Origin of the sequence: Rathayibacter sp. AY1F4, from assembly GCF_002931775.1 — a bacterium.
Lineage (GTDB): Bacteria > Actinomycetota > Actinomycetes > Actinomycetales > Microbacteriaceae > Rathayibacter.
In genome coordinates this window covers 34957-56699 of sequence record NZ_PSVE01000026.1, presented here as the reverse complement: position 1 = coordinate 56699, position 21743 = coordinate 34957, and the positions used below count along the sequence as shown (strand labels likewise).

Here is a 21743-nt window from a genome sequence, read left to right as displayed (position 1 = left end):
AGGCCGGGGTATAAAATTGGCATTGAACATAGTGCACGCTGTTGAGTTCTCAAGAATCGGACACATCCCGCCTCCACACCAGAACGGTGCTTCACAACGGAAGTGATCGAAGATGTTGTTGCTTGCGTCATACGCGTCTTCTCGGTAGACTAGGGGAGGTTTCTTTCTCCCTGTCGCCGTGGCAACTTGTATAACTTAGCACATCCGCAGGCCGTGTCAAATCCGGCTTCTTCGCGATGTCGTCACGCTCGTAGGCGCTCCGACGTTGCTCGGTTCAGGACCTGAGTCCTGCGCCGGGCGGCGAAGTTGCTGGATCCGAGGAATCCTGCGAAGGCTTTACATCCGTGCGGCAGACCTGCTCCGAAAAGCTGTCTTGCCGAGTGGATGGTCCCGATTGAGGCCGGGACGTAGGAGCTGCTGCTCTTTCCGTTTCCCTGCGGCCTTTGTGGCGACTCGGAATAAGTTACGCAGCGATCGCGATGCTGTCAAACGACGGGCCGAAATCGCACATCCCGGGCGTGTCGGGATCAGGGGTCCTCCCCGTCGGCGCCCGGATCCGCGGGCGGATCCGGGGTCCGAGCCGGCTGCATCGGACCGAGGCGGGCACCCGCGCGCGGGATCCGACTCCACCGAGTGGAGGGACCCTCCCCGGAAACGACGAGGAGCGCGCGACCCGGATCGCTCCGGTACCGCGCGCTCCTCGAGGGGATGCCGGGACTACGCCCCGATGCCGACCGCCTCAGGGGAGACGTCCGCACCGGGAGCAGAGGGCTCGAGCGCCTCGGCGACGCGCTGCGAGAGCGACGAGTCGACGTTCGCCCAGTACTGGAGCACGCGCTGCCGCAGCTCCGGACGGGTGACCTTCGACACGTGGCCGGCGATGTTCGCGACCAGGCGGGCGCGCGCGTCGTCGTCGAGGACCTCGCGGTAGAGCGTCCCCGCCTGACCGAAGTCGTCGTCCTCCGGGTGGAGAGTCGCCGCGGCGCGCGTCAGCTCGCCGTCGGTCTCCCAGCCGGCCGACTCCGCCGCCCGGGCGGGATCGGCGTGGGCGCCGCCCATCGTGTTCGGCGCGTAGACGGGCACCTCGGACTTCTGGAAGTCGAACCGCATGGGGCCGTCCTTCGAGTACGAGTGCACGGGCGACTTCGGCGCGTTCACCGGCAGCTGCGCGTGGTTGGTCCCCACGCGGTAGCGGTGCGCGTCGGCGTAGCTGAAGATGCGCGCGAGGAGCATCTTGTCGGGGCTTGCCGCGATCCCGGGCACGAAGTTCGAGGGGGCGAACGCCGCCTGCTCGATCTGCGCGAAGTAGTTCTCGGGGTTCCGGTCGAGCGTCATGGTTCCGACCTCGATCAGCGGGTAGTCGGCGTGGGGCCAGACCTTGGTGAGGTCGAACGGGTTGAACCGGTAGCTCTTCGCGTCCTCGTACGGCATGACCTGCACGGACAGCGTCCACGAGGGGAAGTCGCCGCGGTCGATCGCGGAGGACAGGTCGCGGATGTGGAAGTCCGCGTCCTCACCGGCGATTTGGTCGGCTTGCTCCTGGCTCAGGATCTCGACGCCCTGGTCGGTCGTGAAGTGGTACTTGACCCAGAAGCGCTCGCCGGCGGCGTTGATCCACTGGTAGGTGTGCGAGCCGAAGCCGTCCATGTGCCGCCACGAGGAGGGGAGGCCGCGGTCGCCCATGAGCCACGTGACCTGGTGGGCCGACTCGGGCGAGAGGGTCCAGAAGTCCCACTGCATGTCGTGGTCGCGCAGGTGGCTGCCGGGCAGGCGCTTCTGCGAGCGGATGAAGTCGGGGAACTTGATGCCGTCGCGGATGAAGAAGACGGGGGTGTTGTTGCCGACGAGGTCGTAGTTGCCCTCGCTCGTGTAGAACTTCAGCGCGAAGCCGCGGGGGTCGCGCCAGGTGTCGGGCGAGCCCTGCTCGCCGGCGACCGTGGAGAACCGCGCGAGCATCTCGGTCTCGACTCCGGGCTGGAAGAGCGCGGCACGCGTGTAGGCGCTGACGTCGGCGGTGGTGGTGAAGCGTCCGAAGGCTCCGCCGCCCTTGGCGTGGACGACCCGCTCCGGGATGCGCTCACGGTTGAACTGGGCCAGCTTCTCGACGAGGTAGTGGTCGTGGAGCGCGAGGGGTCCGTCGGCTCCGACGCTCAGCGAGTGGTCGTCACTCGCGACCGGTGCTCCGGAGTTCGTGGTGGTGAATCGTTCCTCGGTCATGTTCCTCCTGTCGGCGAGGGGCACGGAGCCCGCCGCTGCGGTGTAGCGGATGTCGGTCAGTGGGCCAGGGCCAGGCAGTCGGGGCAGGTGCCCCAGAACGTGACGTCGGCGGTGTCCACGGCGAAGCCGCTCGCGGTCTGCGGATGCAGGCACGGCGCCTCCCCGACGACGCAGTCGACGTCGGCCACGTCCCCGCAGCGCCGGCACACCACGTGGTGGTGGTTGTCGCCGACCCGCAGCTCGAACCGGCGGGGGTGGCCCTCCGGCTCGATGCGGCGGACGATCCCGGCGTCGGTGAACGCCGAGAGCACTCCGTAGACCGCCTGGGCCGAAGCCTCGGGGAGGCCCTCGCGCACTCGGGCCAGGACCGCGTCCACCCCGGAGTGCGGGTGCTCCTCGAGAGCGAGGAGCACCGCGCGCCGGGTGGCGGTGACCTTGAGCCCGGAGGCTCGGAGCCGCTCGTCCACTGTCGTCATGCCGAGGACACTACCCGAGTTGTCTTGAGCGGATCAAAACAACGGGCGGCGTGGCGCGCTCATCCGGGTGAACGGCCGGGAACGCTCCGGCGGCCACGCGGAGGCTCCGATCAGGCGACCGGACCCTCGACCAGCACGACCTGGGCGGAGCGGGCGGCGCCCGCGGAGTCGGTCCACGAGATCGTCACCGACTCCCCGGGCTCGCGCTGCGCGAGCGAGGCGGACAGCTGGTCGGCCGAGGCGACGGCGACCCCGTCGACCGCGGTGACGACGTCCCCCGCCTCGAGGCCCGCCTGCGCGGCCGGCCCGCCCTCGACGACTCCGCCGATCACGGCGCCGGACGCGGTGGTCGCGAGCGCGCGCGAAGTCGGCGACGCGGTGCCGGAGGAGAGGGAGACGCCGAGGAAGGCCGGGTAGCCGATCTCGACGGTGGCCGTGTCGGCGCCCGCCTCGATGGTGGCGACGATGTCCAGGGCCTTCGAAATCGGGATCGCGAAGCCGGTGATGTCGGCCGTCCCGCTGGAGGCGGCGGTGTCCATCCCCACGACGCGGCCGGCGGAGTCGACGAGCGGGCCGCCGGAATCGCCCGAGACGATGTCGGCATCGGTCTGGATCAGCCCGGTCAGCGTCTCGGCGGAGATCCCCGACTCGGAGCGGGTGGTGATCTGCTGATCGAGACCCGTGACCGTGCCGGTGGCGGCGACCAGGTCGCCCGTCCCTCCCGCGTTGCCGACGGCGGTCACGGCGTCGCCCAGAGTGACCCCGTCCGTGTCGAGCGAGGCGGGAGTGAGGCCGGAGGCGTCCTCCAGCTGAAGGACGGCGACGTCGTTCGTCGCGTCGGTGCCGACGACGCGGGCGGTGTAGCTGCGGCCCGTCGACTCCACCGTGACCGAGATCGCGGTGGCGCCCTCGACGACGTGGTTGTTGGTGAGGATCATGCCGTCGGAGGTGAGGATCATGCCGGTGCCGGCCGAGCGGGCGCCCTGGTAGGTGAGCTCGGAGGTGATCGTGACGACGCCGGCGGTCTGCGCGGTGCTCGCGGCCACGGCGTCGGTCGCGCCGGTGGCCGGCTCGGAGGCGGAGGAGCCGCCCTGCATCGAGCCGTACGGGGAGGAGCCGCCCTGCGTCGAGCCACCCCAGGAGGGGACGATCACGTACCCGCCGCCGAAGGATCCGCGCGAGCCGCCGGGGTAGGCGATCGTGGTGGCGCCTGCCGAGGCGGAGGAGGCCGCCTCGGTGCGGCCGGCGGTGGCGACTCCGCCTGCTGTCACTCCGATCAGCACGGCGAGGCCGAGGCCGCCGGCGATCAGCGCCCGACGACGACGACGGCGGTCGTCCGCGCGCAGCGCGCGCACCTCGTCGGCGCCCGTGGCCTTGGTGGTGGCGGGCTGGTCGGTGAGCTCTCGCTCGTCGGATTCGTGTCGCTCGTTCATGGTGTCGTCCTCGTGCCGGGGCCGCCCCTGACGGCGACCGGTTCCCATTCCACGCCCGGCCTCCCGGCGCCGCCTGGATGTCGCTTATGCGGTTCCTATGAGCGCTCACCTCCCGAAAGGTTGTAGCTTCAACCAAAAGCAGGTAGCGTCTTTGCCGTGACCACCTCCTCCCCCGACCTGCTCGCTCCCGACACCGCGATGGGCGCGGTGACCCTCCGCGTCGCCGACCTCGACGGGATGATCGCCTACTACCGCGACGCCGTGACGCTCGAGCTGCTCTCGCACGACGGACCGGTCGCGGTGCTCGGCCGCGGCGGAGTGCCGGCCGTGATCCTCCAGCACGCGCCCGAGCTGGTGCACGCCTCGCCGCGCAGCGCCGGCCTCTTCCACACGGCGATCCTCTTCGAATCGGAGGCGGCGCTCGCCGCGGCCGTGTACAGCGTCGCGACCCGGCACCCCGGCTCCTTCACCGGCAGCTCCGACCACCTGGTCAGCAAGGCCTTCTACTTCGACGACCCCGAGCACAATGGCGTCGAGCTCTACTGGGACCGCGACCGCACGCAGTGGTCGTGGACGCACGGGCGGATCGAGATGAGCACGCTCTTCCTCGACCCGAACGCGTTCCTGCAGGAGCACCTCACCGAGGAGTCGATCGCGCAGCCGCGCCTCGGCGGCGCCTCCGTCGGCCACGTGCACCTGAGCGTGGGCGACGTCGCCACCGCGAAGGAGTTCTACGTCGACCGGCTCGGCTTCGAGACGACGATCGCGTACGGCGGGCAGGCGCTCTTCGTCTCGGCGGGCGGCTACCACCACCACATGGCGATGAACACCTGGAACTCGGCGGGCGCCGGACGCCGGCAGCAGGCCCTCGGCCTCGGACAGGTCGAGATCGTGGTGCCCGGCGCCGACGACCTCGGCGCGCTCGGCGAGCGGCTGGCCCGCTCCGGAGTCGCCACCCGCGACGACGGCCGCACCCTCGCCTTCGAGGACCCCTGGGCGAACGCGATCCGCGTCACGACCTCCTGAGCGCCGCCGACCGCGGGGACCCCCGCGGGTACGATGGTCGCGCGGAAGACCGCACTCCCTCGAGACTCCGGAGAACACGGTGCCCACGATCGTCGTTGAAGTCATGCCCAAGGCCGAGCTGCTCGACCCGCAGGGGAAGGCCGTCGCCGGCGCGCTCGCGCGACTGGGCCACTCCGCCCTCCACGGCGTGCGGGTGGGCAAGCGCTTCGAGATCACCGTCGACGAGGTGACCGACGAGGTGCGCGCCTCGGTGCAGCGCATCGCCGACGAGATGCTCTCGAACTCGGTGATCGAGGACGTCGTCGGGATCCACTACCCGGCGGAGGCCGCCCGATGAGGATCGGCGTCATCACCTTCCCCGGCTCGCTCGACGACCGCGACGCCCAGCGCGCAGTCCGGTTCGCGGGTGCGGAGCCGGTCGCGCTGTGGCACGGCGACCACGACCTCGACGGCGTCGACGCGATCGTCCTGCCGGGGGGCTTCTCCTACGGCGACTACCTGCGCTGCGGCGCCATCGCCTCCCACTCCCCGATCATGCGCGAGGTCGTCGACGCGGCGAACGCCGGGACCCCGGTCCTCGGCATCTGCAACGGCTTCCAGATGCTCACCGAGGCGCACCTGCTGCCCGGCGGCCTGATCGCGAACGACATCGGATCCTTCGTCTGCCGCGACCAGCGCCTGATGGTCGCGAGCACCGAGACCGCCTGGACGAACGGCTTCGAGCCCGGCCAGGAGATCACGATCCCGCTGAAGAACGGCGAGGGCGGCTACATCGCCTCGGCCGACACGCTGCTCGAGCTCGAGGCGGAGGGACGCGTCGTCGTCCGCTACCTCGGCCACAACCCGAACGGCTCGATGAACGACATCGCCGGCATCAGCAACCGCCGCGGCAACGTGGTGGGGCTCATGCCGCACCCGGAGCACGCCGTCGAGGAGGGCTTCGGGCCCGACACGGCCGCCGCGATGCGCTCGGGCGTCGACGGGCTGACCTTCTTCACGTCCGCGCTGCGGTCGCTGCTCGCCTCCGCCTGACGCAACCGGTCCGGGCGGCTCCGCCCGCCCGCTACGCACGAGACCCCCGGTTCCGGCCGGGGGTCTCGTGCGTGATGGGCGATGTTCGCGGCGCCGCTCAGGGCCCGGTCAGGACCTCGGGCTCGGGGGTCATCGAGATGGTGGGGATCGAGGCGGTGATCACGGTGCCGTCGGAGCGGCGGGTGCCCTCGATGTCGGACGTGGTCGGCGCGCCGTGCAGGCGGCGGCCCTGGTGCGTGAGCGCGACGCGCACCGGGCTGCCGGCGGCGACGTGCACGCGCTCGTCGCGGACGGTGATCGCGGCGGAGTCGCCGGTCTCGACCGTCAGCAGGACCTCGGTCTGCGTCACCTCGACGCGCACGCGCGTGCCGTGGAGGGTGATGCGGAAGGCGAGGCGGTCCCAGTCGTCGGGCAGGCGCGGATCGAGCGTGATCCGGCCGCCGTGGTCGCGCATCCCGCCGAAGCCGTAGACGAGGGCGCTCCAGACGCCGCCCGTCGAGGCGACGTGGATGCCGTCCGCGGTGTTGCGGTGCAGGTCGGCGAGGTCGACGAACAGCGCCGACAGGAAGTAGTGGCGGGCCAGGTCGCTGTAGCCGACCTCGGCGGCGATGATCGACTGCACGACGGCCGAGAGGGTCGAGTCGCCGGTGGTCAGCGCGTCGTAGTACTCGAAGTCGGCGCGCTTCTGCTCGGCGGTGAACTCGTTGCCCTGCAGCAGCAGCGCGAGCACGACGTCGGCCTGCTTGAGCACCTGGAAGCGGTAGATCACCAGCGGGTGGAAGTGCAGCAGCAGCGGGCGCTTGCTCGCGGGGGTGTTCTCGAGGTCCCACAGCTCCTTCTCGAGGAAGGCCGCGTCCTGCGGGTGGATGCCCGCCCGCGCGTCGAAGGGGATGTGCATCTTCTCGGCGGCGCGCGCCCACTCGAGCACCTCGCCCTCGTCGAGAGCGAGGCGGTCGGCCATCCGCTCGTACGCGGCGGGCTCGACGGCCTTCAGCAGCTCGACGGCGCGGGCGGCCGAGCGGAGGTTCGCCCGGGCCATGACGTTCGTGTACAGGTTGTCGTTGACGACGGTCGTGTACTCGTCCGGCCCCGTCACTCCGTGGATGTGGAAGTGGTCGTCGCCGTTGCTGCGCCAGAAGCCCAGATCGGCCCACATCCGCGCGGTCTCGACGAGGATGTCGATCGCTCCGCGGGCGAGGAAGTCGTCGTCGCCCGTGGCACCCACGTACTGCATGAGCGCGTAGGAGATGTCGGCGTCGATGTGGTACTGAGCGGTGCCTGCGGCGTAGTACGCCGACGACTCCTGACCGTTGATGGTGCGCCAGGGGAAGAGCGCGCCGCGCTGGTTGAGCTCGGAGGCGCGCGCCCGGGCGGCCTCGAGCATGTTCTGCCGGAAGCGCAGGGCGTTCCGGGCCACGAGGGGCGCCGTGTAACTGAGGAACGGGAGGACGTAGACCTCGGTGTCCCAGAAGTAGTGGCCGCCGTAGCCGGAGCCCGAGACGCCCTTCGCCGCGACTCCGCCGCCGTCGGTGCGGGCGGTGGACTGGGCGAGCTGGAAGAGGTTCCAGCGGGTGGCCTGCTGGATCGCGGGCTGGCCGTCCAGCTGCACGTCGGAGCGGGTCCAGAAGTCGTCCAGCCACTCGCGCTGCTTGACGAACTGCTCCTCGACCGGCGTCTCGCGGGCGCGGTCGAGCGTGCGGTCGCAGCGGTCGGCGAGCTCGCGCACGGGCACGCCGCGGGAAGTGTGGTAGGTCAGCGTCTTGACCAGGCGGACCGGCCGGCCGGCCTTGGCCTTCACGCGGTAGACGTGCTTGGCGAGGTCGTCGTCGATCTGGGAGGTCTGGTCCCACTCGTTCTCGGTCTCGAGCTGGTGCTCGGCGCCGCAGGCGACGGTCATCTGGGAGTTGGTGGTCCGGTAGCCGAGGAGGTAGCGGGTGCCGCTGACGCGCTTGAGGCGCGGCTGGAGCACGCGGTCCTCGAACGACTCCGCCTTGCGCGGGTCGAAGCCGGCCCCCTCGCTGCCGGAGGGGGCGTGGTACTCGTCGACGCCGTCCTGGCGGTTGAGGATCTGGCTCGAGATCAGCACGGACGCGTCGTGGTCGAGCATCTCGACCTCGTAGTCGAGGATCGCGAGGTGCCGGTCGGTGAAGGAGACCAGGCGGCGCGAGCGGATCAGGACGCGCTTGCCGGAGGGGGTGCGCCACTCCAGCTCGCGGGTGAGCACGCCGTTCGCGAAGTCGAGGCGGCGCGAGTAGGCGAGGACGTCGGCCTCGCTCAGCACGAAGGGCTCGTCGTCGACGTAGAGGCGGATGATCTTGGCGTCCGGCACGTTGACGATGGTCTGGCCGACGCGGGCGAAGCCGAACGCCTCCTCCGCGTGGCGGATGGGCCAGGTCTCGTGGAACCCGTTGATGAAGGTGCCGTAGGCGTAGCCGTCGCGCCCCTCCTCCACGTTGCCGCGGAGGCCGAGGTAGCCGTTGCCGGTGGCGAAGAGCGTCTCGGTGCGGCCCTGCAGCTCGGAGGCGAACTCGGTCTCGACGAGGGCCCACTCGTCGATCGGGAAGCGGTTCCGGTCGAGCGGGTCGGAGGTGATGGGGTTCATGCGGCGTCCTCGGGGGCGGGAGCGGTGGGGAGGAAGGGGAGCAGCTCGGCCAGGTCGTCCACGACCAGGTCGGCGCCGTGCTCGAGCAGGGTGTCGGCCCCGACTCCGCGGTCGACGCCGACGACGAGGCCGAAGCCGCCCGCGCGGCCTGCCGCGACTCCGGAGTGCGCGTCCTCGAGGACGGCGCACTCGGCGGCCGGGAGGCCGAGGAGCTCGGCCGCGTAGAGGTAGGTGTCGGGCGCGGGCTTGCCGGCGATCGACCGCTCGGCGGCGAGGAGCCCGTCCACGACGACCTCGAAGCGGTCGCGGAGGCCGGCCGCCTCGAGCACCGGCACGCCGTTGCGGGAGGAGGTGACGACGGCGACCTGCACGCCCGCGGCGATCGCGGCGTCGACGAAGCGGAGCGATCCCGGGTAGGGAGCGACGCCGGTCTCGGCGAGGGTGCGGTTGAAGGCGTCGTTCTTGCGGTTGCCGAGCCCGCAGACGGTCTCGAGCGACGGGTCGTCCTCGGGCGCGCCCTCGGGGAGGGTGATGCCGCGCGAGGCGAGGAGCGCCCGGACGCCGTCGTACCGCGGGCGTCCGTCGATGTACCGGAAGTAGTCGGCGTCGGTGTAGCCCTCGGCGATCCCGCGCGAGGAGAGGTACTCCGTGAACAGCCGCGACCAGGCCTGCATGTGGACGTCGGCGGTCGGCGTGAGCACGCCGTCGAGGTCGAACAGGAGCGCGCGGACGCCGCGGAGGGCGGAGGCGTCGGGGCGCGTCGGGGATGCAGTCACGGCGGGGAGGACCTCTGATCGGGGGCAGGCGTTCGGCGGTTCCGCCGATGACGGTCGTCCGCCGCGGACTGCAGGTATCGTATACGCCCCCCGGCCGCCGTGTGGAACCGTTTACACGTCCGTCATCTGCGCGCCGCCGGGGGCGTCGATCCGCTCGGGGGCGAGGCGGTGCCGCCCGAGGGGGAGCATCAGCGGAGTGCCCGAGGTCGGGTCGGTGATGATGCGGCTGTCGAGGCCGAACACGGCGAGCACCGTCTCCTCGGTGAGCACCGCGGCCGGGGTGCCGGAGGCGTGCACCGCGCCGTGCGCGATGGCCACGAGGTGGTCGGCGTAGCGGGCGGCCATGTTGAGGTCGTGCAGCACCATCACCACCGTCGTCCCGCGGGTGCGGTTGAGGTCGACGAGCAGGTCGAGCACCTCGATCTGGTGGCTGACGTCGAGGAAGGTGGTCGGCTCGTCCAGCAGCAGCACGTCGGTCTCCTGCGCGAGGGCCATCGCGATCCAGACGCGCTGGCGCTGCCCGCCGCTGAGCTCGTCGACGGAGCGGTCGGCCAGGGCGGCGGTGTCGGTCGCGTCGAGCGCGGTCGCGACGGCCTCGTCGTCGTGGGCGCTCCAGCGGCTCAGCATCCCCTGGTGCGGATGGCGGCCGCGGCCGACGAGATCCGCGACGGTGATGCCCTCCGGGGCGATCGGCGACTGCGGGAGGAGGCCGAGCGTGCGGGCGAGCTGCTTCGCCGGCGTCCGGTGCACGGCCCTGCCGTCGAGCAGCACGGCGCCGGAGCGGGGCGCGAGCAGGCGCGACATCGAGCGCAGGAGCGTCGACTTGCCGCAGGCGTTCGCTCCGACGATCGCGGTGATGCGGCCGGGCGGGACGACGAGGTCGAGGCCGTCGACGACCGTCCGGTCGCCGTAGCCGAGGGTGACCCCCTCGGCCGTCAGGGTGTGCGCGGTGGTCACAGTGAGCCTCCCGCTCTGTTGCTACGGACGATGAGGTAGACGAGGTACGGCGCCCCGAGGACGCCGGTGACCACTCCGACCGGGTAGCGCAGGCCCAGCCCGAACTGCCCGACGAAGTCGGCGACGAGCACGAGCAGCGCGCCGACGAGGGCCGAGGGGATGAGGAGCGACGCGCCGGGCCCGATCAGGCGGGCGGCGATCGGACCGGAGAGGAAGGCCACGAACGCGATCGGGCCGGCGGCGGCGGTCGCGAAGGCGATCAGCCCGACCGCCGCGACGATCACGACGAGGCGGGTGGCGGTCACGCGGATGCCGAGCGCGGAGGCGGTGTCGTCGCCGAGCTGCGTGGCGGAGAGGTCGCGCGAGCGCGAGAGCAGGACGGGGGTGAGGACGACGACCGCGGCGAGGACCGGCACGACCTCGCTCCAGCTCGCGCCGTTGAGGCTCCCGGTGAGCCAGCGGGACGCCTCCTGCAGGTCCCACGCGGCGGCCTGCGAGAGCACGTAGGCGGTGAGGGAGTCGAGCATCGCGGCGACCCCGATGCCGATCAGGATCAGCCGGGTGCCGGCGACTCCGCTGCGGTAGGACAGGGCGTAGACGAGCAGGGCGACCACGAGTCCCGCGACGATCGCGAGGGCCGAGACCTGCGCGGCCCCGAGCGAGAGCGTCACGATCGCGAAGGCCGCGGCGGCGCTCGCCCCGGCGCTGATCCCGATGATGTCGGGGCTGGCGAGCGGGTTGCGGAGCATGGTCTGGAAGCTCACTCCGCCGAGCCCGAAGCACAGGCCCACCAGCAGGGCGAGGACGGCGCGCGGGAGGCGGAGGCGCCCGACGGTGAAGCTCGCCCCGGGGACCTGCTCGCCGAGGATCACGCGCAGCACCTCGTCGGGCGAGTAGACGGTCTGGCCGACCAGCAGGGAGACGGCGAGGACGGCCGCGATCAGGATCGCGAGCACGGCGACGACGATCCGGCGGCGGGCCCCGCGGCGGCGGCGGCCGGCGGCGACGGCGCGGGCGGTGGCGGAGGGCGCCTCGAGCAGCGCGGTCACAGCTCGCGCACCTTCTGGCGGCGGACGATCGCGATGAACACCGGGGCGCCGACCAGCGCGGTGACGATGCCCACGTCGATCTCGCTCGGGCGCGCGACGACGCGGCCGACGATGTCGGCGCCGATCAGGAGCACGGCGCCGGTCACCGCCGAGAACGGCAGCAGCCAGCGGTGGTCGACGCCGACGAGGAGGCGGCAGGCGTGCGGGACGACCAGGCCGACGAAGCCGATGGGCCCCGTGACCGCGGTCGTCGCTCCGCAGAGCACGACCGCGCCCAGGGCGGCCCCGCCGCGCGCGAGGGCGACCCGCTCCCCCAGGCCCGCCGCGAGCTCGTCGCCGAGCGCGAGGGTGTTGAGGCTCTTGGCCGAGAGCACGCAGAGGACGAGGCCGGCCAGGAGGAAGGGGACCACCTGCGCGATGCTCGCGGACGTCGCGCCGCCCACTCCGCCGATCTGCCAGGAGCGGATGCCGCCCGCGATGTCGGCGCGCGGCAGGACGATCGCGCTGATCACCGAGACCAGCGCGGCCGAGGTGGCGGCCCCGGCCAGGGCGAGCTTGAGCGGAGTCGCGCCGCCGCGCCCGAGCGACCCGACCGTGTAGACGAAGACCGCGGCGACCGCGGCCCCGCCGATCGCGACCCAGACGTAGGCGGCGGAGCTCGTCAGCCCGAAGAAGACGATGCCCGTCACGACCGCGAGCGAGGCTCCGGTGTTCACCCCGAGGATGCCGGGGTCGGCCAGCGGATTGCGGGTCACCCCCTGCATCAGCACGCCGGCGACGCCGAGGGCCGCGCCCGCGATCGCGGCGAGCACGGTGCGCGGGATGCGCTTGGCGACCGCGGCCTGCGCGAACCCGTCCGTGGACCCGCCGAACGCGGCGACCACGTCGCTCCACGCCACCTCCCGCGACCCCACCAGCACCGAGACCACGGCGGCGGCGAGCAGCACGGCCACGGCCGCGACCAGCCAGAGGGCGCGCAGCCGCCTCGGGCGGCGCACGGCGGCGACGCCCGAGGCGGCGGGAGGAGCGGCGAGGGTCACGCGGGTCGGATCCCGGCTCAGGCGGCCGGAGTGCTCTGCGCGGCCTTGGCGGCGGCCTCGTCGAGCAGGTCCAGGTAGTCGTCGAGGACCCACGAGATCGAGAGCGGCGTCGGGTTGGCGGCGGTGCCGAGCGGGGTGGAGGGCAGGCGCACGATGGCGTCGTCGGCGACCGCGGGGATCTGCGAGAGCAGCGGGTCGGCCTTGAGGGTGCTCACGAGCTCGTCGTCGCCGTAGGTGACGATCACGTCGACGTCGCTGAAGGCGTCGGCCTGCTCAGCGCTCTGCGTGAGCGAGAACTTGTCGGTCGCGGCGGAGGCGGTGGCGATGCTGCCCGGGGTCGCCATGCCGAGGTCCTCGAAGAACGCGGGGCGGGTGTCGTGCGAGGTGTAGAAGCTGACCTGGCTGAGGTCCGTCGGGTCGACGTGGGTGAGGAACATCGCCGAGGTGCCGGCCAGCTGCGGGTGCGCGGCGACCTTCTCCTCGATCTCGCCCTCGAGCTCGGTGATCAGGGCGGCGCCCTCGTCGGCCCTGCCCATCGCCTCGCTGTTCAGCGTGATCATGTCGCGCCAGGAGGTGCCCCAGGCGGTCTCGGGGTAGGCGACGACGGGGGCGATCTCGCTCAGGGTGTCGTAGTCCTCCTGCGTGAGGCCGGAGTAGGCGGCGAGGATGACGTCCGGGTCGGTGTCCGAGACGGCCTCGAAGTCGATGCCGTCGGTCTCGTCGAAGAGGACGGGGGTCTCGGCGCCGAGCTCGTCGAGCTTCTCGCTCACCCAGGGGAGGAGCCCGTCGCCGTCGTCGTCGCCGAAGTTGGCGGCGGCCATGCCCACGGGGACGACACCCAGCGCGAGCGGGACCTCGTGGTTGGCCCAGTTGACGGTCGCCACGCGCTCGGGCGCCGACTCGATGGTGGTGGTGCCGAGAGCGTGCTCGATCGTGATCGGCGCGAAGCCGCTGTCGGCGGCGGCGTCGTCTCCGGCGGCCGAGCCGCTGCAGCCGGCGAGGCCGATCGTCAGCGCGGTGGCGGCGAGCAGGGCGAGGGGCGTGGTGGCGCGGTGCATGGGTCCCTTTCGAGAGGCTGTGCGGGAGGCGGCGCAGGGTCCGAGTGGACCGGCACTAAGGACAGCCTAACCAAAGAATGTGCGTGCTCTCAGCCCCGATTCCTCGCCTCCCGAGGTCGGAGGCGCCCCGAGGTGCCGCTCGCGGAGCCCGGAGGCGGCCCCGCCACGGCGGCGAGCGTCACGCCGTCGCGAGCCTCTCGACGGTGCGCAGGTTCCGGGTCGTCGTGGTGGAGCGGTAGGCGGATCGGGCGAGGATCCGTGCGACCGGCGTGTCCGTCGAGGAGCCGCGCGGGCAGCGCCAGTAGAGGACGCCGGCACCCCGGGCGACGAGCTCGACCGCCGGATCCGGCTCGCCGATCGCGGCCTGCGCGGCGTCGAGCGCCTCCTCGTCCGAGCCGAAGACGACGTACGGATGCGCCTCCTCGTCGATCCGCGGGAACGGGTAGGCGGCGAGCGCCGCGGCGAGCGCCTCCTGCGTCACGAGCACGATCCAGGCGTCGTAGCCGAACCGCTCGGCGAGAGCCGCCTCGAGCGCGGGCTTCAGCTCGGCGGCCGGGCGATCGGAGTCGAAGGCCGCGTTGCCGCTCGCGAGGACCGTCCGCACCCGGTCCACGCCGATCCCGGCGACCGTCTCGGCGAGCTCGGCGCTGCGGACGGTGCGGCCGTTGACGTTCACTCCGCGGAGGAGGGCGAGGAACCGGGTCATGCGGCCGACGGTAGCGTGACGGCATGGCGCGCGGAAGCGGACGACGACGACCCCGGCGGACCCTCGAGGAGGAGATCCTGCGGGCGAGCGAGCGCGGACCCGGGGCGAGGACGCGGGCGGAGACCGTCCCTCCCTCCGGACGCCGGCTGGTGGCGCCGCCCGCCTCGGGCACCCTGCTCCACCTCGACGTGGACGCGCTGGTGGCGCTCGCCGCGCGGGAGGACCTGCTGATCGCGCTGGAGCGGCGGATCGGCGAGCACGCGGTGGCCGCGACTCCCGTGCTCTCGTGGTGGTCGGCGACTCCGTCGGTCCCGGGCGAGGAGGAGGAGCGCCGGCTCGACGCGCTCGTGCTGCGGACGGTGGAGCTCGGGGCGGGGCCGGCCGAGGACGTGGACTCGCGGCTGCGGGAGCTGGCGCACGAGGGCGATCTGGACGAGCTGGGCGCCGCGCTGGCGCTGCTCGCCCGGATCCCGGATCCGCCGGCGGCGTTCCAGGATCCGGACGGGTTCCTGCGCGTGACGGTCCCGGAGTCGCCGTTCGAGCGGCGGCTCGAGGTCCTCGCGGAGGCGCAGGGCCGGGCGGGCGAGCTGCTGGTGCTGCTGCGCGACTGCGCGTTCACCGCGACCCTGCCGCGGCGACGCTCGGCGATCGCAGCGATGAGCGGGCGGATCCGGGCGGCCGCGGACCCGGGGCGCCTCGACTCCCGGCGGCTGGACGAGCTCGCGGAGGCGGTGGACGCGGCGCTCGAGAAGCGGTGGACCGTGCTCTGACGGCGGTCCGCGTTACGGGCGCGCCCGTCGCGGTGACCGTTCGCGCACCGGTTCAGCCCCCGCGCACCCCGGGTGAATAGGCTGGACGGATGCCTCTCACCGGTCTCGACCTCCGCCGCTTCCCCGCCGCCCTGAACGACGAGGGCGGTCCCGACGCCGCCACCGCCGCGTGGGCCACCGCGATCAACGCGGGCTTCCACGAGAAGGAGTTCACGCCGGAGAAGCTGCGCGACTGGGCCGAGCACATGGTCGCCGACCAGCGCGTGCTGACCGCGGTCGTCGACTCCTCCGCCCCCGAGGGACTCGACGGCGCGGGCGTGCCGGTCGGCACCTACGCGGCGTTCCCCGGGGCCCTGCAGGTCGGCGGCGGACGCGAGCTGCCGGCGCACCTGGTGTCGCAGGTGACCGTGCGGCCCACGCACCGGCGCCGCGGCATCCTGCGCGCGATGATCACCGAGGACCTGCGCCTGGCGAAGGAGGCCGGCACCCCGGTCGCCGCGCTCACGGCGAGCGAGGCCTCCATCTACCGCCGGTTCGGCTTCGGCCGCTCGGCCTTCACGCGCTCCATCCGCGTCGACACCGGGCCGCGCTTCGGCCTGCAGACCGAGCCCGCCGGCCGCGTCGAGGTGGTCGCGACGAGCTGGCTGCAGCCGCGCATCCCCGCGGTGTTCGCCGCGTTCCAGGCGTCGACCCCCGGCTCGCTCACCCGGCAGTCGCGCTACGAGGCGAACTCCGTCGGCACCGCGTCCGGCGAGACCACGCCCGGCCTCGACGTCCGCTCGGCCGTCCACCTCGACGAGGAGGGGACGCTCGACGGCTTCGTGACCTACCGCGCGGTCGGGCCCGAGGACGACAAGACCCTCGAGATCGTCGACCTCGTCGCCCCCGGCGCCGACGCCTACCTCGCGCTCTGGGGCTACCTCGGCGCGGTCGACCTCGCCTCCGCGGTGACCTGGGACATGGCGCCGGTGGACGATCCGCTGACCTGGGCGCTCCGCGACGCGCGCGTGGTGCAGGTGAGCCACGTGGGCGACCTGATCTGGCTGCGGATCCTCGACGTCGCCGCCGCGTTCTCGGCCCGGCCGTGGACCGCTGACGGCTCGGTCGTGGTCGAGGTGGCCGACGGGCTCGGGCTCGCCGACGGCCGCTACCGCCTCACCGCCTCGGGCGGCTCCGCCACCGTGGAGCGCACCGGGGACGAGGCCGAGCTCGCGCTGGACGTGGCCGACCTGGGCTCGCTGCTGCTGGGTTCGGTGCGGCCGTCGATCCTGGCGAAGGCCGGGCTGGCGCGCGTCACGGGCGAGGCGGGGCGGATGGACCGCCTGTTCGCGCCGATCGCGACGCCGTACTGCATCTCGTTCTTCTAGGGGGCACCGCCCGCTCGGCTGCAGCGCCCGGCCGGCGGCAGCGCGCTGCCGGCGGTGTCCGGCTCCCGCGCCGCCGCCGCCGTCCCGCGCACCTCAGCCGCCGCGGACTGCCAGCCGCCTCCGGGCGTCCGCGCATCCCGCGTCGGTCATGCTGGAGGACCCGTCCCCGACACCGGCAGGAGTTCCGCGTGGGTGCATCCGTGATCGTCGACGTCATCGTCGTGCTGAGCCTCATCGGCGCGCTCGTCGACGGTCTGCGGCGCGGCCTGCTCCGGACCCTCGGCGGTCTCGCGGGGATCGTCGCGGGCGCGATCGGCGCCTCGTTCGCCGTGCCCGCCGTCTCGTCGTGGACGGCCGGCAGCGAGTGGCGCCTGCTCGCCGTGATCGGCACCGCCGTGCTGCTGCTCGGCGTCGGCTACGCGATCGGAGCGACGCTCGGCGCGGTCATCGGCCGCGGAGCCGACCGGGTGAAGCTCGGCCTGCTCGACCGGCTCGCGGGCGGCGTCGCCGGCGTCGCGATCTCCGGCCTGGTCTGGATCGCCGTCACCTCGGCCGCCTCCCTCCTCGGCGTCCCCCTCGTCACGACCTCGGTCGCCGGCTCGACGGTCATCCGCACGATCGACGACCTCACCCCCTCCCCCGTCCGCGCCTTCCTCGCCCAGCTGCAGTCGACCGTGGTCGACGAGGGCACGTCCTGGGTCGTCGAGGCGCTCGACGCACCGACCCAGGCGCCCGCGATCCCGGACGTCTCGACCGACGACCCGGAGGTCGCCGCCGCCACCCGCTCGGTCGTGCGCGTCTCCGGCACGGCCTGGGCCTGCGACGTCGGAGTGACGGGCAGCGGCTTCGTCGTCTCGGACGACCGAGTGATCACCAACGCGCACGTGGTCGGCGGAGTCTCGCAGCCGGTCGTCGAGGCGCCGGGCGAGGCCCCGCGCACCGGCCGAGTCGTCTACCTGGACCCGGCCGCCGACCTCGCCGTGATCGCCGTCGACGGGCTCGACGCCTCCCCGCTCCCGCTCGACGACGCCGTCGCCGCCGGGGACGACGCGGTGGTCGCGGGCTACCCCTTCGGCGGCCCGCTGACCCTCGGCTCGGCCGAGATCTCCTCCGACGCCACGGTCTCGCTGATGGTCGACGGAGCACCGACCTCACGGGAGGTGCTGACCCTCGCCGCCGTCGTCAACCAGGGCAACTCGGGCGGCCCGCTGCTCTCTCTCGAGGGCACCGTGTCGGGCGTCGTCTTCGGCAAGGCCGCCTCCGTCGACAACGTCGGCTACGCCATCCCGCTCTCGGTCCTCACTCCCGTGGTCGAGCAGGCCGCCTCGCTGACGGACGCCGTGGATCCGGGGGCCTGCCGCTCGAAGTGAGCGGTCACGGCAGCGGTCCGTCGACCAGCACGAGGGTGAGGTCGTCGAGCCGCACCGTCTCGGGCCGCGCCGACTCGAGGTAGGCGGACACGCGCGGATCGACGGGGAAGCGCGCCGACCGCTCGATCGCGATGGCGACGATCCCGGCGGACGTCGGATCGGTCGTCACCCGGTCGCCGATGTAGGGCACGTAGACGCCCGAGGACATGCCCTGCGCGAGGACCAGACCGCCGTCGAGGCCGCGCTCGCGCAGCACATCTGCCACCCGCGCGATCCCGGTCGGCCGCTCCTGGGCGATCCCCGCCGAGGTGGCGATCGCGATCACGAGGGAGGCGGCCAGCAGCGCCGCGCCGACGCCGCGGGCGAGGGGCGCGGGCAGCACGATCCCGCCGCGCAGCGCCTCCGCGATGCCGATGCCCGCCAGCGCGCAGAGGAGCCACGCCCACGCCGCGTAGTAGTGCGGCAGCGCGACCGAGCTGATCGCCAGGTGGAACACGAGGAGGAGCAGCGTCGCGGCACCCAGGTAGAGCACCAGCGCGCGGCACCGCGGAGCGAGCAGGGCCAGCAGGGTCCCGAGGAGCAGCACGGCGAGCGCCGCCGGCCCGATGCCGACGAGCATGAACCAGAGGTTCGCCCACCACGGAGGGAAGACGTACGCGGTCCCGGCGACCTCGATCAGGTGGCCGTCGGCGTTGTGCTCGGACTGGAACTCGAGCAGGTACCGGACCGCCTCGACCGGGTGCACCGGCAGGTAGGCGAGCACCCCGGTGACGACGAACGCGACGGAGAGGGCGAGGCCGCCCCGCAGAGCCCGGGCCCTGCTCCCCGACCACAGCAGCGGCAGCAGGAGCACGGGCGCGAGGACCGCGGTGGTCAGCTTCGAGGTGACCGACAGCGCCAGCAGCGCACCGGCCAGTGCGATCAGCCAGCCGCTCCGCCTGCCCGGCGAGGCGCGCGACCAGGTCCACGCCGCCGCCATCGCCGCGACGGCGAAGAGCACCATGAACGGCTCCAGGAGCGCGAGGCGGTCGATCCGGGTGCCGGCGCCCACGGCGGTGCGCGGGAGGAGGAGGAACAGGCCGGCCGGGACGAGCGCGAGGGTCGGGCCGAGCTCGCGCCGGAACCAGAGCCAGAGCATCAGCCCGGTGAGGAACGCGGCCGCGCCGGCGGCGATCCTGCCCGCGAGCAGCCCCTCGCCGAGCAGCACCTGCGCGAGCCCGATCAGGTACTTCGCCGTCGGCGGATGCTCGAGGTTCGCGCTCACGTCGCCGTGCAGGTAGTCCCACCCCGCGGCGAGGTACACGGGCTCGTCCGACGAGATGTTCGCCGCTCCGAGGTTCCCGAAGCACTGGTAGAGCCCCCACAGCACGGTCCCGATCAGAGCCGCCCGCTTCACCCGCCCGATCCTAGGCGCCGGTGCCCGCACCGCTCCACCGGAGGGCCCGGGCCGCGGCGACCGCGGCGGGTAGGATCGACGCGCATCCCGTCCCCCTCCCCTGGAGCCTCCAGCACATGGCAGACAGCCGCACCGCCGTTCCCGACACCACTGCGAACGCGGAGGCGACGCCCGAGCGGGAGCAGCCCTACGCGGCCCTCGGACTCAAGCCCGACGAGTACGCGAGCATCCGCGAGATCCTCGGCCGCCGCCCCACGAGCGGCGAGCTCGCGATGTACTCGGTGATGTGGAGCGAGCACTGCTCCTACAAGTCGTCGAAGATGTACCTCCGCCAGTTCGGGCAGAAGGTCTCCCCCGCCATGAAGAAGAACCTCATGGTCGGCATGGGCGAGAACGCCGGAGTGGTCGACGTCGGCGAGGGCTGGGCCGTGACCTTCAAGATCGAGAGCCACAACCACCCGAGCTACATCGAGCCCTTCCAGGGTGCGGCGACGGGGGTCGGCGGCATCGTCCGCGACATCATCTCGATGGGCGCCCGGCCGGTCGCGGTCATGGACGCGCTGCGCTTCGGGGCGATCGACGACCCCGACACCGCGCGCGTGGTGCACGGCGTCGTGGCCGGCATCTCCTTCTACGGCAACTGCCTCGGCCTGCCGAACATCGGCGGCGAGACCTACTTCGACTCGGTCTACCAGGGCAACCCGCTCGTCAACGCGCTGGCCGTCGGCGTCCTCCGCCACGAGGACCTGCACCTCGCGAACGCCCGCGGCGTCGGCAACAAGGTCGTGCTGTTCGGGGCGCGCACCGGAGGCGACGGCATCGGCGGCGCGTCGATCCTCGCCTCCGACACCTTCGCCGACGGCGGACCGACCAAGCGTCCCGCGGTGCAGGTCGGCGACCCGTTCGCCGAGAAGGTGCTCATCGAGTGCTGCCTCGAGCTGTTCCGCAAGGACCTCGTCGAGGGCATCCAGGACCTGGGCGCCGCGGGCATCTCGTGCGCCACCTCGGAGCTGGCCTCCAACGGCGACGGCGGCATGTTCATCGAGCTCGACTCGGTGCTGCTGCGCGACCCCTCGCTCACGGCGGAGGAGATCCTCATGTCGGAGTCGCAGGAGCGGATGATGGCCGTCGTCACGCCCGAGAAGCTCGACGCGTTCCTCGAGGTCGTCGGCAAGTGGGACGTCGAGACCAGCGTGCTCGGCGAGGTCACCGACTCCGGCCGCCTCATCATCAACTGGCACGGCGAGGAGATCGTCAACGTCGACCCGCGCACCGTCGCGGTCGACGGCCCGGTCTACGAGCGCCCGATCGAGTACCCCTCCTGGCTCGACGCGCTGCAGGCCGACTCCTCCTCCCGCCTGCCCCGCTCGACCGGCGGCGACGCGCTGCGCGCCGAGACCCTGGCGCTGCTGGGCTCGGCGAACCTCGCCGACAAGAGCTGGATCACCTCGCAGTACGACCGCTACGTGCTCGGCAACACCGCGCTCAGCTACCCCGACGACGGGGGCATGGTCCGCGTCGACGAGGAGTCGGGCCTCGGCTTCGCGGTCGCGACCGACGCGAACGGGCGCTGGTGCCAGCTCGACCCGGCGCAGGGCGCCCGCCTGGCGCTGGCCGAGGCGTTCCGCAACGTCGCCGTCACCGGAGCGACCCCGGTCGCCGTCTCGGACTGCCTCAACTTCGGCAGCCCCGAGAACCCCGAGGTGATGTGGCAGTTCCGCGAGGCCGTGGGCGCGCTCGCCGACGCCTGCTTCGAGCTCGAGATCCCCGTCACCGGCGGCAACGTCTCGTTCTACAACCAGACCGGCGACGTGCCGATCTTCCCGACCCCGGTCGTCGGCGTCCTCGGCGTGATCGACGACGTCGCGCGCCGCATCCCCTCCGGCTGGCAGGACGAGGGCGACAACCTCTACCTCCTCGGCACCACCCGCGACGAGCTCGACGGCTCCGCGTGGGCCGGCACCATCCACGACCACCTCGGCGGGCTGCCCCCGCAGCTCGACCTGGCCGCCGAGCGCGCGCTGGCCGAGCTGATCTCGGCGGGCGCGAAGGAGTCGCTCATCGCCTCCGCCCACGACCTCGCCGACGGCGGGCTCGTGGTGGCGCTGGCCGAGTCCGCGCTGCGCTTCGGCGTCGGGGCGCGCATCTGGCTCGACGAGCTGATGGAGCGCGACGGCGTCGACGCGACGGCCGCGCTGTTCTCGGAGTCGACCGGCCGCGTGCTCGTGTCGGTGCCGCGCGAGGACGACGTGAAGTTCCGCGGGCTCTGCGAGGGCCGGGGCTACCCGGTGCTGCGCATCGGCGTGACCGACGCGGCGACCCCCGCGGTCGAGGTGCAGGGCCTCTTCACGCTGCCGCTGGACGAGCTGCGCTCGGTGAACGGCGCCGTGCTGCCGCGCCACTTCGGCTGAGCCTCCGGGCGATCCGAATCCGCAGGAGTCGCGGTGGTCGAGCTGGACCACCGCGAC

18 protein-coding genes are annotated in these 21743 nt (G+C 72.8%); 7 read left to right on the top strand and 11 right to left on the bottom strand.

Annotated features, from left to right (window positions below; all coding sequences use genetic code 11):
• Positions 1-717 precede the first annotated feature (717 nt).
• The 3 genes from C5C59_RS14710 to C5C59_RS14700 form a co-directional block, all read right to left on the bottom strand.
• Positions 718-2217 (bottom strand): catalase, encoded by a 1500-nt coding sequence (locus tag C5C59_RS14710; protein WP_104239373.1) that lies wholly within the window; start codon positions 2215-2217, stop codon positions 718-720.
• A gap of 56 nt (positions 2218-2273) precedes the next feature.
• The gene (locus C5C59_RS14705) at positions 2274-2693 is read right to left on the bottom strand and encodes a Fur family transcriptional regulator (protein ID WP_104239372.1); all 420 of its coding nucleotides are present in this window, start codon (positions 2691-2693) and stop codon (positions 2274-2276) included.
• A gap of 110 nt (positions 2694-2803) precedes the next feature.
• Positions 2804-4126: a S1C family serine protease gene (locus tag C5C59_RS14700; RefSeq protein ID WP_104239371.1), complete on the bottom strand. Its 1323-nt coding sequence runs from the start codon at positions 4124-4126 to the stop codon at positions 2804-2806.
• A gap of 198 nt (positions 4127-4324) precedes the next feature.
• Between C5C59_RS14700 and C5C59_RS14695 the strand changes: the two genes are divergently transcribed.
• The 3 genes from C5C59_RS14695 (at position 4325) to purQ (ending at position 6184) form a co-directional block, all read left to right on the top strand.
• Positions 4325-5152, top strand: coding sequence for a VOC family protein (locus C5C59_RS14695; protein ID WP_104239376.1), 828 nt, complete (start codon positions 4325-4327; stop codon positions 5150-5152).
• A 79-nt stretch (positions 5153-5231) separates the two neighbouring features.
• Positions 5232-5489 carry a phosphoribosylformylglycinamidine synthase subunit PurS gene (gene purS / locus C5C59_RS14690; protein ID WP_104222736.1) on the top strand — a complete coding sequence of 86 codons (258 nt, stop codon included), beginning with the start codon at positions 5232-5234 and terminating at the stop codon, positions 5487-5489.
• Complete coding sequence (gene purQ / locus C5C59_RS14685; RefSeq protein WP_104234257.1) at positions 5486-6184, top strand: phosphoribosylformylglycinamidine synthase subunit PurQ; 699 nt, start codon at positions 5486-5488, stop codon at positions 6182-6184. The genes purS and purQ overlap by 4 nt, the downstream gene beginning before the upstream one ends.
• Positions 6185-6281: 97 nt before the next feature.
• Here purQ and C5C59_RS14680 read toward each other — a convergent pair whose 3' ends face one another.
• The 7 genes from C5C59_RS14680 to C5C59_RS14650 form a co-directional block, all read right to left on the bottom strand.
• The gene (locus tag C5C59_RS14680; protein ID WP_104239370.1) at positions 6282-8786 is read right to left on the bottom strand and encodes a glycoside hydrolase family 65 protein; all 2505 of its coding nucleotides are present in this window, start codon (positions 8784-8786) and stop codon (positions 6282-6284) included.
• Complete coding sequence (locus C5C59_RS14675) at positions 8783-9562, bottom strand: HAD family phosphatase (protein WP_104222739.1); 780 nt, start codon at positions 9560-9562, stop codon at positions 8783-8785. Before C5C59_RS14675 ends, C5C59_RS14680 begins: the two co-directional genes overlap by 4 nt.
• Positions 9563-9673: 111 nt before the next feature.
• Positions 9674-10519, bottom strand: a complete 846-nt coding sequence (locus C5C59_RS14670) for an ABC transporter ATP-binding protein (protein ID WP_104222740.1) — start codon at positions 10517-10519, stop codon at positions 9674-9676.
• The gene (locus C5C59_RS14665; RefSeq protein WP_258062790.1) at positions 10516-11568 is read right to left on the bottom strand and encodes an iron ABC transporter permease; all 1053 of its coding nucleotides are present in this window, start codon (positions 11566-11568) and stop codon (positions 10516-10518) included. Before C5C59_RS14665 ends, C5C59_RS14670 begins: the two co-directional genes overlap by 4 nt.
• Complete coding sequence (locus tag C5C59_RS14660) at positions 11565-12608, bottom strand: iron ABC transporter permease (RefSeq protein ID WP_104239369.1); 1044 nt, start codon at positions 12606-12608, stop codon at positions 11565-11567. The genes C5C59_RS14665 and C5C59_RS14660 overlap by 4 nt, the downstream gene beginning before the upstream one ends.
• Positions 12609-12625: 17 nt before the next feature.
• Entirely contained in the window at positions 12626-13666 is a 1041-nt protein-coding gene (locus C5C59_RS14655; protein WP_104239368.1) for an iron-siderophore ABC transporter substrate-binding protein, read from the bottom strand.
• A 178-nt stretch (positions 13667-13844) separates the two neighbouring features.
• Positions 13845-14372 carry a DUF1697 domain-containing protein gene (locus C5C59_RS14650; protein ID WP_104239367.1) on the bottom strand — a complete coding sequence of 176 codons (528 nt, stop codon included), beginning with the start codon at positions 14370-14372 and terminating at the stop codon, positions 13845-13847.
• 23 nt (positions 14373-14395) lie between these two features.
• Between C5C59_RS14650 and C5C59_RS14645 the strand changes: the two genes are divergently transcribed.
• From C5C59_RS14645 to C5C59_RS14635, 3 genes are all read left to right on the top strand, one after another.
• The gene (locus tag C5C59_RS14645) at positions 14396-15142 is read left to right on the top strand and encodes a DUF2254 family protein (protein WP_104239366.1); all 747 of its coding nucleotides are present in this window, start codon (positions 14396-14398) and stop codon (positions 15140-15142) included.
• An 89-nt stretch (positions 15143-15231) separates the two neighbouring features.
• Complete coding sequence (locus C5C59_RS14640; RefSeq protein WP_104222746.1) at positions 15232-16509, top strand: GNAT family N-acetyltransferase; 1278 nt, start codon at positions 15232-15234, stop codon at positions 16507-16509.
• 188 nt (positions 16510-16697) lie between these two features.
• On the top strand, positions 16698-17879 hold the full coding sequence (locus C5C59_RS14635; RefSeq protein WP_258062789.1) for a MarP family serine protease: 1182 nt from the start codon (positions 16698-16700) through the stop codon (positions 17877-17879).
• A gap of 4 nt (positions 17880-17883) precedes the next feature.
• Here the strand turns inward: C5C59_RS14635 and C5C59_RS14630 are convergent, their stop codons facing one another.
• Complete coding sequence (locus tag C5C59_RS14630; RefSeq protein ID WP_181134913.1) at positions 17884-19275, bottom strand: glycosyltransferase family 39 protein; 1392 nt, start codon at positions 19273-19275, stop codon at positions 17884-17886.
• 116 nt (positions 19276-19391) lie between these two features.
• Between C5C59_RS14630 and purL the strand changes: the two genes are divergently transcribed.
• Entirely contained in the window at positions 19392-21686 is a 2295-nt protein-coding gene (purL, locus tag C5C59_RS14625) for a phosphoribosylformylglycinamidine synthase subunit PurL (protein WP_104239451.1), read from the top strand.
• Positions 21687-21743 lie beyond the last annotated feature (57 nt).

What these genes read in the sequence shown, in the direction of transcription:
- C5C59_RS14710 (WP_104239373.1), bottom strand. Translation starts at nt 2,217, where the DNA reads ATGACCGAGGAACGATTCACCACCACGAACTCCGGAGCACCGGTCGCG.
- C5C59_RS14705 (WP_104239372.1), bottom strand. Translation starts at nt 2,693, where the DNA reads ATGACGACAGTGGACGAGCGGCTCCGAGCCTCCGGGCTCAAGGTCACC.
- C5C59_RS14700 (WP_104239371.1), bottom strand. Translation starts at nt 4,126, where the DNA reads ATGAACGAGCGACACGAATCCGACGAGCGAGAGCTCACCGACCAGCCC.
- C5C59_RS14695 (WP_104239376.1), top strand. Translation starts at nt 4,325, where the DNA reads ATGGGCGCGGTGACCCTCCGCGTCGCCGACCTCGACGGGATGATCGCC.
- purQ (WP_104234257.1), top strand. Translation starts at nt 5,486, where the DNA reads ATGAGGATCGGCGTCATCACCTTCCCCGGCTCGCTCGACGACCGCGAC.
- C5C59_RS14680 (WP_104239370.1), bottom strand. Translation starts at nt 8,786, where the DNA reads ATGAACCCCATCACCTCCGACCCGCTCGACCGGAACCGCTTCCCGATC.
- C5C59_RS14655 (WP_104239368.1), bottom strand. Translation starts at nt 13,666, where the DNA reads ATGCACCGCGCCACCACGCCCCTCGCCCTGCTCGCCGCCACCGCGCTG.
- C5C59_RS14650 (WP_104239367.1), bottom strand. Translation starts at nt 14,372, where the DNA reads ATGACCCGGTTCCTCGCCCTCCTCCGCGGAGTGAACGTCAACGGCCGC.
- C5C59_RS14645 (WP_104239366.1), top strand. Translation starts at nt 14,396, where the DNA reads ATGGCGCGCGGAAGCGGACGACGACGACCCCGGCGGACCCTCGAGGAG.
- C5C59_RS14640 (WP_104222746.1), top strand. Translation starts at nt 15,232, where the DNA reads ATGCCTCTCACCGGTCTCGACCTCCGCCGCTTCCCCGCCGCCCTGAAC.
- purL (WP_104239451.1), top strand. Translation starts at nt 19,392, where the DNA reads ATGGCAGACAGCCGCACCGCCGTTCCCGACACCACTGCGAACGCGGAG.